Genomic DNA, 13,232 nt, shown 5'->3' with positions numbered 1-13,232 from the left:
GCCGATCTCCAATCAGAGATCGATCATTCCTCGCTCGACGCCTTCAATGGAAGGTGGGGCCGAAACAGCGCTTACGAAGAAGCAGGCTAGATCAGGGGATGATCTGGCCGGGAAAGGGCGGTGGCACCATCAGCAAGAGCCGCATGGTCGTGCATCCATCGGGGTTCCTTCCTAAAATCCTGCTTCGAAGGCTCTCAACTGGAAGACGGATAACGGGATCGGCATTGGGTTGGGCGGTTGAGCCCTTGTGACGGGGGGGCAACTACCTGCGTTGCTCACTTAAACGGCATATTTTAATTTATCTCATCGATCGTCATTTAATTTGTGGTGATGACCAAGTCTGCCCGGCTGAAGGCGTCGCCGCCCTGCTTTTCACGTCAGATGGCGTAAAGGAGCGGAAAGCTTGACACCTGTTAAACCGGTCTTGCGCATTTTAAGATACCTATTTAAGCTATGGTGTGCCGCTACTTGTTTATTATTTAAAAGGGGTTTCCATGAGAAACAGCTTATTTGCTGCGGCCTTTGCCGCAATGGTCGGGCTTTCGGGCAGCGCGAATGCGGCCCCGATCGTCTTCACAAACTATGGCCAATCTGACGGGCTTGCTGCAAACCTTGCTCAGCCCACTCCAACTTCGAATCCGTTTGGTATCGCAGCTATCGAGACGGGCCAACCTGGTGGCTGTGGTCTTAGCAACTGCGGTTGGAGTCCTTTTGGCACTGCGGACAACGCACATTCCTGGTGGGACATCGGCAATGCAGGCTCCGTGACCTTCAGCATCGCTAGCCTGGCGAGCAGCATTAAGGACGGCGTTCTGTATGTCGTCTGGGGTTCGCCGAATGGCGACAATACGATTACTTTGGGCAACGATAGCCTCACGACGGCTGGCCTTGGCCCCACCTTCAACTCCCAGAACAATCCGTCTGGATACCTGCTCGGCCTGAAGCTTAACAGCGCCACCGACATCACGTTCAGCACGAATGAGACCGCTTTCGAATTCGCCTTCACGTCGCCGGTGCCTGAGCCGTCCACCTGGGCCATGATGATCCTTGGCTTTGCTGGTCTCGGTTTCATGGCCTATCGCCGCCGCAACCAGGCGTCGGCGCTCACCGCGGCCTGATCGCCATCTACTTGAGCATGCAGAAAGACCGCCTCTGGGCGGTCTTTTTTTGTATCGCAGTCCTTTATGTGCCGTCGTGCTCAATGGATAGCCGGATCCACCTCGTGCAGCGGTCGTGTGGTGAAGCCTTTCACGCTTCCAGTCGGTGACATCACAGCGGAGCCACCGGCACGAATGTTCAAGTCGGCCCAGCGGTCCATGCGCAGCGCCGGCGATTAAGGTTTACGCACGGATTGAAATGCAATCGAAGGTCGCGCCGGTTAGCACAAGGCATGTCTGAGAGAGTGCACGACGTTACTTATGTTGCGGCTAACACCGTTGGGACGGCAGGGTGGCTGCTCATCTTATTGAATGGCCGAACACTTTGTCAGCGGGTCGTGCAACGTCGTCGGGAAAGGTGATGCGCTGCGAACGTGCTTTGCTCACAAGCGCCAAAGCTCATCCAAGCCATGAGCCCTGATTGACGGGCGGCGTTCCCAGGTTACACTTCTTCCTTTCATTGAAAGATAGCGCCATGTTTTTCTCTCGGGCCAATGCGGCATTGAAGACGCCAAGACTGACGCTCAGGGCATTCTCGAAGATGCTGCGGGCGGAAGCCCAGAAGAGCGATACGCCGACGATCGCTGCTGCTCCAATCCCAATCCTTGCAAAGAAAATCGTCTCCGCAATGCGGAATGGCAAGCAAGACGATTCCACGGGTGGGGCAAACTGACCTCAGCCGCTTCCGCCCCTCTACTCAATTGATTTCAGTACTACCTGGAAGAGGGCAATTTTCATGCTCCGGGTCGTCATTACTTTGGTGATCATTTGGATTGCGATCAATGTCCTCTTTGTGGTGTTGGTCATTCCGCCGCGCAAGTCCAAGTCCAAATCTGATAGGCTATACCCTCTTGAGAATGACAGAACTGTCGGACAACGACACTTGCAAGAGGATCATCCCCGGACACCGTGGCAAACCGCGGTCTCCCTTGTTTCAGGTGCATGCTTCTCACTCGTTCCTGTTTTCGTTGCGGCGATTGACATGATTAGACGATTGCTCGGGAAGAACAGACGCTAAACGTCTCATCGACAGAAAGACGACGGGGGGACGGTCCAAAGTGGAAGCGGCCACTTCGAGTCGCGCCGTCATCTCTCCTCTCGCCTGGAGTAGTAATGGCGAACCGTGATGTTACTAGATCGAACAAGCGGCTGCTTCCGGCAACCGAAGAGCGCCAATCGGTATGGAAACGGAAAAGACCGCCCAGAGGGCGGTCTTCCTGATATCGAGCAGTCTGTCCAAGCGCCTAAACAGAGAGCGAGGCGCTATGAACTCGGCGCCGGTACCCCAAGAAGCCTAGGCCGGCAAAGCCCAGGATCATGAGCGCCCATGTGGAGGGCTCAGGGATTGCCGTAATAGCAATATTGTCGAGGCCGCTCGCGTGGTCACCATCAATGCGCGTGGCCGAGAAGACCAGGTTCTGGCCGGCGATAGCCACGAAGCTCCAAGTCGACGAAGCCCACGACAAACCTGGATCAATGGTCTTCGAGAGACCATTATAGCTTATAGTGAACGGATCCGCCCCGGAGCCCGGCCGCGCAACACTGTCGAAGGTCACCGTGTAGCTCTGGCCAGCCATGAGGGAGCCAGTATCGATGGTGATCACGCCAAGGTTCAAGCCGGAATAACTCTGAAGAAAGGCCGCGTTCGTGCCCGAACCCGGGGCGGCCGGGAAGCCCCACGCAGGAGCGTTATTCTGGACTCCCGAGGTACCCGAGAAACCGACGCCGGGAACCGATGCCGAACTTCCCGAGGGCTGAGAATACGCAGCGCTGTCGGGGGCGTAGGAATACTGGCCAGCGCTCACGTTCGAATTCTCGAAATCGACGACGAGCACGGAAGCCGATGCAGCGCTTGATGCCATCGCAATAGCGGCGGCGGCCAGAAAGAGAGCTTTCATAAATTCCTCAAGGTTAACGAATCTCTTGTGATGTATTCCCAGTGTTGCATGTTCATTCCGCCCCATCAAGACCGGGTGACCCCGGGGCACTAGGTGTTGGCTGCTGGTGCTGAGCAAAATGTCGACTTGCTGAGTCTCGAATGGTTGTCCCGCCTGATGCAGGGGGCCGCTCATTGACCCAGACCTCGCATTGAATGGAGGGTCCGGGGACGGTTCGATAGACGGCGAGGCGCTGCGGTTAGGATCGAGGGGCAAGATCGCCTCTCGAAGACCTCACCGGTAATCTCATTGTTCAGCTTGGGACTGTGACAGAGGTGCTCAACCGAGCTTGGTATCAACGATCATCCGGCCAAACCATCAAGGACGTCCAAAAGCGAATTCGTCATCCGGTACACAAATGGATGGGCGCGACCCTGGACGGCGTCGTCGAACAGACAGGGGCGGTTTTTGAAGCAAAGTTCATGCTGCCGTGGTCGTTTAGCGAGGAAGCCGCGGCGGAAAAGCATATGGCGCAGCTACAGCACAACATGTGGGTGACGGCCGCGCGCAACGCCGTACTTTCGATCATCACCGGAGGCGGCAAGTGGGTCGAGATCAAGGTTCACGCGGATCCTCTCTATCAGCATCTCCTCCTCACGGCGGAAAAGAAGTTCTGGCGTTGCGTTCAAAGCGGTGAGCAGCCCATCCTCTTCAATATCGAGACGCCCCGGCCAAGGTTGGAGGCGGTCAAGATCGTCGACATGGCTAGCTCGAACCTGTGGGCCGATCTCGCAGCGGTTTACCTCCGAACCCGAGAAGCCCATAGCGAGCACGAAGCGGCCAAGGCGGACCTGAAGAAACTCGTGCCGGAGGATGCCAAGGAGGCGGCGGGTCATGGAATCAGGGCCAAACGCTCCAGGTCGGGGGCGGTGAGTTTCGAGGCCCAAGCTGTGGCGGAGGTGGTTCATGCACCAATCCAGTGAGCGCATCGGGACCATCGCTGCCGCCCTTGCGCGGGCGCAGGCCGAGTTGATGAACCCCGAGAAGACGATGACCGCGGTCATTCGGTCACCATTCCCTCGCGAGGAGGACCGGAGCTTTCGTTATGCGTCCCTCGCGAGCGGCCTCGACATCGTCCGCAGGACCCTGAGCCAGCAGGAAATCGCCACCATCCAGACCACTCGGATTGATCAGCCTACCGGCCAAATCCTTCTCACAACCCTACTGGCTCACGCCTCCGGCGAATGGTTCTCCTCGGACTGGCCGGTCTGTCCCTCCAAGGACATCGAGGCTCCACACCGGATGGGCGCCGCACTGACCTACGCCCGGCGCTATGCCCTGTTCGCCCTGGTCGGTATCGCCGGAGAGGACGACCTGGACGCCCCCGATGCCATAGCCGGGTCGTCCGCCGCCGCTAAGCCACAAACGGCCTCCGGGCCACAAGGAAAGCCGCTGAGGAGCGTCTTGAACCGACCCCCTATCCTGCCTTCCGAGCGCTCCGCGGAACTACTGAACCGCCTGCTGACGGAGCTCGCCACACAAGTGGCAGGCAACAGCCAGGATAGCCTCCTTGCTTGGGCCAAAGCGACGCTCCCTCTTAAGAATAGACTTCTCGAGGCGGATGCGAGAGCTTTGGAGGCCGCATATGCGGGCAGACTTTCGGAGACAATCGGTGCGGAAGCCGAGCTCGAGACCCATCTAACCTCACCGGCGAAGGAGGCCGCATCCCACCCGCTAATGCCGCCTGATCTGAGGTTGTCTGCAGCCGAACTGCACCACCGGTTTCCGGATCCAGGCGGCAGCCTTGCTTTTCCCAAGGAGCCTCGGAAAAGAAGCAAGGCACACCTCAGTTTCGTCCGCGGATTGCCGTGTCTCATCTGTAAGCGGACCCCGGTGGATGCGCACCATCTCAAATTCGCGCAACCGCGCGCGCTCGGGCGCAAGGTCAGTGACGAGTTTACCGTTCCTCTGTGTCGGTCCCACCATCAGGCCCTGCACCGAATAGGCAATGAAAAGGCGTGGTGGGCGGATATGCAGGTCGATCCGCTGCCTGCTGCGCGGGACCTCTGGGCCACCAGCCCGGTTCATGCAAACGGAAACGCGTCGCCGTCGTACGCAGAACCACGGAGTGCAGTGGAGACGCCGGCAAGATGAACGGACCGTTCCAGATCGCATTAAGCCCAAGCTACGTTGTGCCAGAGGAGCTGAAGGTCCTCCGACCTGAGCCTCTTCTGTTGCCTGGAGAAAGCCGCGAACAGTATGACGCCCTTCAGAGCATCGTTCTCGGCGATATCGCGCCGAGATCTGCGATCGAGTGCTTGCTGGCATTCGACGTAGCGGAGCTGTCTTGGGAAATTCGTCGCTACCGGTCGCTGCGTCACAAGCTGCTTAAGGCATTCCGGCATCGAGCTGTCGAAATGGCTTTGAGCGAAATTGATCTTGTCGGCATCGACGAGCGCACAAAGGGGGTCGCGAGAGCGCGTATCGCAAAGAATGTACTCGACTGGCGAGTCGATCCCAAAAGCACGGGTGAAATCGACCGTCGCCTCCTGGCCTACGGTTTTGATCAAACATCTATCAGTATGGAAGTCTATCTGCAGGTCCGCGAGCAGTACGCATTCTTTGAAGGGCTGATCCATTCAGCCTCTTTCCACCGCATCAGCTTGCTTCGCGAAATATCTCGGGCACGATCTTCTAAGACGGTGAATCCGCCGCAGTGAAAAAGGCTCCGGGCGGACACGCGAGTCAAGGCCAGGTGCATTGCATTCTTTCGCCGCCGACGAGCAGAAGAGCGGAAAATGTACGGCCCCGCCGCAGCGCGCCCTATCGACGAAGGTTGGCGGGCGATGTTCCGATTGGTAAATAGAGCACCGATCCGAGTTGAACATTTCCTCGCGGCAGGCCTTGCAGGACCACTAACCTATGCGCAATCCGCGTTATTTTTGCCGGCGGCGAGCCCAGCCCCCCACTCTTGTGCGGTGCGTCACGCCAGCAAAAGCAAGTGGCTCTGTGAGAACCTTTCGGTTAACCGACGATTGAGAAACTCGCTCGAGCGCCTTGTGAAGGCTCATTCGCCGCCGCACAATCAGAAATTGATTAAAACGCGAGACAGTCTAATGAGGCGGCCGAGCATTGCGGAAAGTCTATCATTCTATCTACATCGCGCAAAGGTGGTGCATACGGAGTTCGGTTTCCGGGAGTTAACTAGTCGCGTGCTTAGGCGACTAGGCTTCCAGGACCGGTCAATCACTGCTTGGCGAAAGCGTAAGATGGAGGAAGATGCCGAATTTGACCGACGATTTGGTACTGATACGGGAGGAGTACAGAATCTCGCGGACCAAGGCGGCATCGTTGGTGATAATGCAAAGCATGGCCTTGCGCACATTGCGACCGAGCCAGCGCAATTCAGTCAAATAATGCAGACGCTTGATCTGCCGCTTTCAGAGTTCAATTTCATCGATCTCGGCTGTGGCAAGGGCAGAGCCCTTATTCTTGCCGCTCAATTTCCTTTCAAGGCGATCATTGGAGTGGATTTTGTGCCATCGTTCGTTGAAGCCGCTCGCAAGAACGTCAGTGTTGCAGCTAACCAAGGGCTACGAGGGGACGTGCAAGTTGTTGTCGGAGACGCAGCGCAGTTTGTTTTGCCTCCTGGCGCAGCTCTCGTATACCTCTACAACCCATTCGATTCCCATGTAGTTCGAAAAGTTGCTTTGCACTTGCGTTCGACTTACGAAAGTGAACGCCGCCCAATTTTCATTGTCTACTCAAATCCCATTCACATCCACGAATTTAGAAGTTGCGGCTGGCAGCCTGTCGCTCATGGCGGGGGGTGGGTGGCCCTTAATTATTCCGTCTGAAGTTTACTCTCCGTGTCTTGGTGAACCGGGCTCCGTAGGAAACCGCGCCCCTGCTTGATATGTGCCGATTACATAGGCGGTCCATGTTCTCTTATTTTGTCTCACGTATAGCTAATACGAAGATTGTGAGCGGCGTTGCGCTCGGCCTCGCAATTTTGAGACACGCTCATCTTCTAAAGCCATTACTGCTTGCGCGGCGAGCAAGTGCGCTTGGTCGGTATATTCGTGCTCGTCCGGAGATCATCGAGATCGTTTACGGCCGGTTCATTTCTGCGAATTGGGATGCTGCAACAAAAGTCAATACTGCGATAAGCCATGTCGAAACGGTTGAGGCAATTGGAGGCGCGCTAAGTGCAGAGGCGGACGTTGTCACCGATCTGATCGAGTTGCCCGAGGGGTATGATTACAGGATCAGTCTTGATCAGCCGCGATGGTTGCTTAAGGAAGGTCAGCTTGCCTTGAGTTTGTGGGAAGGCCCAGACCGAATCTTCAGTGTTAGCTTCTCGTTGCGGGCGGACGCAGCTGGACGAAATGCATTCATCGGCGGAATTCAGGGGCGACGGCAGGTTCAGGATGAGGAGGATGTTCTCGAGCGCTACAGGCGCTTCACAAAATGTGCCCATGGTGTTCGCCCTAGAGATTTCATCCTTGAGGTCTTCAAGGTGTTTTGCAAGGTCATCGGCGTTAATCACATCCTAGCCGTAGCTCAAGACAACCATCCCCTTTCCGGAAAGAGCGACGGATTCACGCTGGCTTATAATGAAATCTGGCAGGAGCGCGGCGGCCAATATGATGGCCACGGGTTTTACGCTTTGCCCCTTGGATTTTCGACCAGGGCAGAAGATGAGATTCCCGCCAAGAAAAGGAGTCAATATCGAAAGCGTAGCGCAATGTTTTTGGATATTGAGGACCGATTGTCCGAACGCCTAGTGAAGCAGCGCTTGGAAAGGCCTCCCCCTAAAGGCGAGCTTCAGCAAGGTGACGTCAGGAGCCTGGATACGCTGCTGCGGTTTCTGGCCTACGCAGGCGCTATATTCGTTTTAGCGTCCACGAACTTTATGGGGGGAACCTGGATTGGATTTGCGGCTGGCTTGGCTTTCGTCCATGCGAGCTACTGGATACTTAAGGGGAATATCCCAAAGAGAGCTGGCGAACGAATAGAGCTGCTGGCTCAGCTCAGGCGGAGTTCTCTAGCCGTTCGTGCCGGACTGGCGATGACGCTGCTCGCCTTGGGCGTTGTAGTTGATATCCAATTAGATGCGGACAGAGCGCTGGGGAGGATTTTCAAAATCTATCTGATCATTGTGTTCATAAGTTCTCTTTGTCTCGGAACGCGTGTAACACTAATAGTCGGTGCGGTTTGTCTAATGGCTCTTAACTATCTGCATCTACCACCCCGATACAGCTTTGCGATCTCGAGTTGGCAGGAGATTCTGGATTTGCTGACTTTCGGCGCTATGGCAACGGTAGTATTGGTGATACCTCGACTTTTGCTCGCGTCTATCAAACTGAGCGCGTTCAAGCGTCGGGGCTGACATCAGTAAGCCTGTGAGGAGCTGGATCGGTCGCGGCGCGCTATCCCGGTCGCTGACGAAATTTGCGATCAAACGGGATTAGCTTCGGCGAAAGTCGATTTGTGTGTTTCGAGTAGCACGCTTTCTATGAGTGCTGCTCATGTTCACCGCTTCAACCTACTCCGCGAAAATACTTGCGGGCGATTTGGTACGGCAGCGAATCTGACGGGTCTTATCGTTTCACGTCGATCCTGCCCTTGGACATATCGCAATATCAGCCGCTGCCTCCAATCAAACAGATATCTTTGAACGAGGCGGACTGACACGTGCGCAGTATAGCTATGCTGGTAATTTTGCGTCGCTGACGAAGCTCGACGGGCTAGAGAACTTTGCCTTCGAAGGCACAATTACCAATTCGAAGTTTTCTCCTCCTCGGCAGTTCCGGTGGCTTCCACTTGAGTGATGATGATTATTGGTTTCCCAGGCATTGGCGTCCTTGCCCTTCGCCGCCCGATCCTAATGACGTCGGACGGTACGGGACCCTTGCAAACCTCAATTTTGGCGACAAGAAGCTGCCTTCGGAGTTAGCTCGGCGCGCCTTGTCGCCCGAGGATTGAAGCATCATTCCGCTGGCACTATGGTCTTATCGGGCGCATGCGACCGCCGCAGCCGGTCGATCAGGAGATAGATCACCGGCGTCGTGTAGAGCGTCAGGATCTGTGAGACGAACAGGCCGCCGATGAGGGTGATGCCGAGCGGGCGCCGCAGCTCCGTGCCCGGTCCAGTCGCGACGACCAGCGGAATGCCGGCGAACAGCGCCGCCATGGTCGTCATCAGGATCGGGCGGAAACGCGCCTGGCAGGCTTCGAATATCGCCTCCGTCGAAGACAGGCCACGCTGGCGCTCGGCATCGAGCGCAAAATCCACCATCATGATGCCGTTCTTCTTGACGATGCCGATCAATAGAATGATGCCAATGAACGCAATCACCGTCAGAGGCGTGTTGGTGATCTGCAAGGCAAGCAGCGCGCCGAGGCCGGCAGAGGGCAGTGTCGAGATGATCGTGAGCGGATGGGCGAGGCTCTCGTAGAGCACGCCGAGCACGATATACATCGCCACCAGCGCGCCGAGGATCAAGAGTGGTTGGCGGCCGCTCGTCTTGGCAAAATCGCCGGCGCTTCCGTCAAAGCTGCCGCGGATGCCCTCGGGCATATGCAACTCATCGACCGCGCGCTGGATATTTTTCGTGGCAGCCTGAAGAGGCACGTCGGGCAGCAGATTGAACGATACTGTGGTCGAGGGGAACGATTGCGAGTGTTGGACGGCAAGTGCGGCGAGCCCCCGCGTTGCGTGCACCACAGCCGATAGCGGCACCTGCGTATTGTTCGCGCCGTGGACATAGATGCGATCGAGGTTGGACGGGTCGACCTGAAATTTGGGGTCGATCTCCAGCACGATCATGTACTGGTTGCGCTGGGTGTAGATGGTCGAAATTTGACGCTGCGAGAACGCATTGTTCAGCGCGTTGTCGATGTCCTGAACCCGGACGCCGAGCATCGAGGCCTTCTGGCGATCGATGGAGAGCGTTAGCTGCAATCCGTTTGAATCGCGATCGCTGGAGATATCGGTGATACCTTCGACGCTCTCCATGCGTTTGGCCACAATGGGAGCCCATTGCTGCAACAAGCCAAGATCGGTGCTCGCGATCGTGTATTGATAGTTGGAGTCGCTTTGCCGCCCTCCGGCACGAACGTCCTGGGTGGCAAACATGAAAAGGCGAATCCCGGGGACCGGATAGAGAGCGCGACGCAATCGATCGATCACGGTTTCAGTTGAGACAAACCCGCGCTGCGCTGGTGGCCTCAAGTTGATGAACATGGTGCCGCGGTTTGCGCCTTGGCCTCCAGGGCCTCCGCCGCTCCCGACGACCGAGCCAAGACCGGCCACGGCCGGATCGGCGAGAACAATGTCGGCAAGCTGTTGTTGCAAGCCCAGCATCGTTTGGAACGATGTGTCGGCGGAGGCGCGAGTGGCACCGATAACGAAGCCTGAATCGTCGGTCGGGAAGTAACCTTTCGGGATTTTGATGTAGAGCGCGACCGTCAGCGCAATGGTTGCGAAAAAAACCAGAAGCGTCAGCAAGGGGAATTCGAGCGCGGCACCCAGGGTGCGAGCGTAGAACGTAACGATGCGCGACAGCGAGCCCTCGACGATGCGGTCGAGTAATGTTGCATCGCCGGAAGTGGTCTGCCGGATGTAATGCGCGCAGATCATCGGCGTGACCGTTAGCGATACCAGGGTCGAGACCAGAATCGCAAAGGTCAGCGTCAGTGAGAATTCGCGCAGCAGGCGGCCGACAATGCCGTCCATGAAGATTAGAGGGGTGAAGGCGGCGATCAGGGATAGGCTGATAGAGACCACGGTAAAGCCGATCTGCCGGGCGCCCTCCTGCGCTGCTTGGAGCGGCTGCATGCCGCGCTCGAGGTTGCTGTACATGTTCTCGATCATGACGATGGCGTCGTCGACTACGAAGCCAACGGAGATCGCGAGCGCCATCAGAGACAGATTGTCGATCGAGAAGCCTGCGACCCACATGCCGGCGCAGGTCCCAGCCAGCGCCAGCGGCACCGAAATGCCGGCCGCTATCGTTGGCGTGGGCCGGCGCAGGAACACGAACACGACGATCATGACAAGGAACGCTGTTGCCAAGAGCGTCCACTGCATGTCCCTCACGCTGGCGCGGATCGTCCCGGTGCGGTCGACCAGAGTGGAAACTTCGACGCCGGCTGGTATCCACTGTTTCAGGTCTGGAATCAGCGCTTTGACCCCGTCGACCGTATCAATGACGTTAGCATCGCCTTGCTTTCTGATCTCGATCAGAACTGCCGGTTGCTTGTTGAACCAGGCAACCGAACGCACGTTCTTCACAGAATCTTCGATATTACCGACGTCGGAGAGCCGCACAAAATTGCCGTTTGCGCTCTTGATGACGATGTCGCAAAATTCCGCCGCTGTGCGCATTTGGCGATTGAGCGACAGAGTCTCGCTCTGGCGCTCGCCATTGAAAATGCCTACGGGGCCGAGCGGGTTAGCATTGATGATCGCGGTTCGGATGTCATCGGTCGAAATTCCGGCCATCGAGAGTGCTACAGGGTTGAGCTGAATTCGCACCGCCGGCTGATCGGCCCCGCTGACCGTAACATTGCCAACGCCTGGCACCTGCGCGATCCGTTGTAGAAGGACGGTGTCGGCGACGTCGTAGAGAGCGCTGGTTGAGAGTGTTTTGGATGTGAGCGCGAGGACGTAAACCGGGGCGCCGGAGGTATTGGCCTTCCCAAAACGTGGAAGTGAGGGAAGGTCGCTCGGTAGATCAGGCAGCGAAGCGTTGATCGCGGCTTGAACGTCCCTCGCAGCGCGATCAAGGCTCCGGCCGATGTCGAACTGAAGGAGCACGCTGGTTAGACCGAGCGTGCTGGTGGAGGTGATCTGGTTGACGCCCGCGATTTCGCCAAGCCGCCGCTCGAGCGGTGCGGCCACGGTGCTTGCCATGATTGAAGGGTCTGCACCCGGGCGAAACGCGTAAACGAAAATGGTGGGGAAGTCGACGTTGGGCACGGACGCCACCGGCAAGAACCGGTAAGCCACAACGCCAAGGAGCAGCAGCCCGATTGAAAGCAGTGTGGTGCCGACGGGCCGCCGAATGAACGGTTGTGAGATCGACGGCATCCGTTTTACGTCGCTACTTCACGGAGGAAAATGTCAGCCGGTTCCGAGACGCGCTTTTTGATAGCCGCCGTCCAGGATCGCCTGCCACCAATGCTTGTTCTCGCAGTACCAGCGAACAGTCTTGGCCAGTCCCGTTTCGAAGCTTTCTTCCGCCCGCCAGCCGAGGTCTTCCTCAAGCTTTGACGCATCGATCGCATAGCGGCGATCATGGCCTGGCCGGTCCTTTACGAAGGAGATCAGCCGCCGACGCGCGCCGTCACCTGTGGGGACCTGTTCATCTAGGAGATCGCAGATGCTTTGAACGACGTGGAGATTGGTCCGCTCATTGCGGCCGCCGACGTTGTAAGTTTCGCCGACGCCGCCGCGTTCCAGAACGAGCGCCAGCGCCTTCGCGTGATCCTCGACGAACAGCCAGTCCCGCACGTTCTGGCCGTCGCCATAGACCGGCAGGGATTCCCCGGCCAACCCCTTGATGATGATGTGAGGGATGAGCTTCTCAGGAAAATGATAGGGGCCGTAATTATTCGAGCAGTTCGTCACCAAGGTCGGTAACTCGTAGGTCTCGCGCCACGCTCTCACAAGGTGATCCGAAGAGGCTTTGCTCGCTGAGTAAGGCGAATTGGGCGCGTAGGCGGTTGTCTCGGTGAACAGGCCCTCGGCGCCGAGCGATCCGAACACCTCGTCGGTGGAGATGTGCAGGAAACGAAATCGCGCGCGCCGCTCCGGCGAGAGCGAGCGCCAATGGCGCAGCGCTTCCTGAAGGAGCGTGAAGGTGCCGACGATGTTGGTCTGGATGAACTCGGCCGGGCCGTCGATCGAGCGATCGACATGGCTTTCTGCCGCAAGGTTCATGACGGCGTCGGGCTGATATTTCTCGAACAGCTTTCGCAGCGGCTCCGCCTCGCAAATGCATTGCCGTTCGAAGGCGTAGCGCGGATCTTCGGCCGCACCGGGCAGCGAGGCAAGATTGGCGGCGTAAGTTAGCTTGTCGATGTTGACGATGCGTGCAGCTGTGTCGCGCAGCAGATGGCGGATCACCGCCGAGCCGATGAAACCTGCGCCACCCGTTACGAAAATCGTAGTCCTTTCGAACCGCACCTG

8 protein-coding genes and 2 pseudogenes are annotated in these 13,232 nt (G+C 57.4%); 6 read left to right on the top strand and 4 right to left on the bottom strand.

The features are described from left to right. Positions 1-1,010: 1,010 nt before the first annotated feature. Positions 1,011-1,118, top strand: a pseudogene (locus tag JQ580_RS34400) (PEPxxWA-CTERM sorting domain-containing protein); the annotation flags it as partial. 438 nt (positions 1,119-1,556) lie between these two features. Here JQ580_RS34400 and JQ580_RS32645 read toward each other — a convergent pair. Continuing rightward, positions 1,557-1,799, bottom strand: coding sequence for a hypothetical protein (locus tag JQ580_RS32645; RefSeq protein ID WP_212285319.1), 243 nt, complete (start codon positions 1,797-1,799; stop codon positions 1,557-1,559). A 602-nt stretch (positions 1,800-2,401) separates the two neighbouring features. Beyond that, positions 2,402-3,055: a PEP-CTERM sorting domain-containing protein gene (locus tag JQ580_RS32640; protein ID WP_212285317.1), complete on the bottom strand. Its 654-nt coding sequence runs from the start codon at positions 3,053-3,055 to the stop codon at positions 2,402-2,404. A gap of 245 nt (positions 3,056-3,300) precedes the next feature. Between JQ580_RS32640 and JQ580_RS32635 the strand changes: the two are divergent. The 5 genes and pseudogenes from JQ580_RS32635 to JQ580_RS32615 all read left to right on the top strand — a co-directional run. Then, positions 3,301-4,017 (top strand): annotated as a pseudogene (locus tag JQ580_RS32635) (YqaJ viral recombinase family protein); the annotation flags it as partial. After that, entirely contained in the window at positions 4,001-5,188 is a 1,188-nt protein-coding gene (locus tag JQ580_RS32630; protein ID WP_212285315.1) for an ERF family protein, read from the top strand. The pseudogene JQ580_RS32635 and the gene JQ580_RS32630, both read left to right, overlap by 17 nt. Further along, positions 5,185-5,754, top strand: a complete 570-nt coding sequence (locus JQ580_RS32625) for a hypothetical protein (protein WP_212285313.1) — start codon at positions 5,185-5,187, stop codon at positions 5,752-5,754. Before JQ580_RS32630 ends, JQ580_RS32625 begins: the two co-directional genes overlap by 4 nt. Positions 5,755-6,303: 549 nt before the next feature. Further along, positions 6,304-6,891 (top strand): class I SAM-dependent methyltransferase, encoded by a 588-nt coding sequence (locus JQ580_RS32620; RefSeq protein WP_212285311.1) that lies wholly within the window; start codon positions 6,304-6,306, stop codon positions 6,889-6,891. Positions 6,892-6,974: 83 nt separating this feature from the next. Beyond that, positions 6,975-8,426, top strand: coding sequence for a DUF535 family protein (locus tag JQ580_RS32615; protein ID WP_212285309.1), 1,452 nt, complete (start codon positions 6,975-6,977; stop codon positions 8,424-8,426). Between the two features lie 600 nt (positions 8,427-9,026). Here JQ580_RS32615 and JQ580_RS32610 read toward each other — a convergent pair. Next, positions 9,027-12,131, bottom strand: a complete 3,105-nt coding sequence (locus tag JQ580_RS32610) for an efflux RND transporter permease subunit (protein ID WP_212285307.1) — start codon at positions 12,129-12,131, stop codon at positions 9,027-9,029. Between the two features lie 33 nt (positions 12,132-12,164). Next, positions 12,165-13,229: a dTDP-glucose 4,6-dehydratase gene (gene rfbB, locus JQ580_RS32605; RefSeq protein WP_212285305.1), complete on the bottom strand. Its 1,065-nt coding sequence runs from the start codon at positions 13,227-13,229 to the stop codon at positions 12,165-12,167. Between the last annotated feature and the right edge of the window lie 3 nt (positions 13,230-13,232).

Source organism: Bradyrhizobium sp. SZCCT0148, from assembly GCF_018129985.1.
GTDB classification, from domain to species: domain Bacteria; phylum Pseudomonadota; class Alphaproteobacteria; order Rhizobiales; family Xanthobacteraceae; genus Bradyrhizobium; species Bradyrhizobium japonicum_H.
The sequence above is the reverse complement of the archived record's forward strand: the minus strand, read 5'-3'. Positions and strand labels throughout refer to the sequence as shown.

What these genes read in the sequence shown, in the direction of transcription:
- JQ580_RS32630 (WP_212285315.1), top strand. Translation starts at nt 4,001, where the DNA reads ATGCACCAATCCAGTGAGCGCATCGGGACCATCGCTGCCGCCCTTGCG.
- JQ580_RS32610 (WP_212285307.1), bottom strand. Translation starts at nt 12,131, where the DNA reads ATGCCGTCGATCTCACAACCGTTCATTCGGCGGCCCGTCGGCACCACA.
- JQ580_RS32620 (WP_212285311.1), top strand. Translation starts at nt 6,304, where the DNA reads ATGGAGGAAGATGCCGAATTTGACCGACGATTTGGTACTGATACGGGA.
- JQ580_RS32625 (WP_212285313.1), top strand. Translation starts at nt 5,185, where the DNA reads ATGAACGGACCGTTCCAGATCGCATTAAGCCCAAGCTACGTTGTGCCA.
- JQ580_RS32615 (WP_212285309.1), top strand. Translation starts at nt 6,975, where the DNA reads ATGTTCTCTTATTTTGTCTCACGTATAGCTAATACGAAGATTGTGAGC.
- JQ580_RS32640 (WP_212285317.1), bottom strand. Translation starts at nt 3,055, where the DNA reads ATGAAAGCTCTCTTTCTGGCCGCCGCCGCTATTGCGATGGCATCAAGC.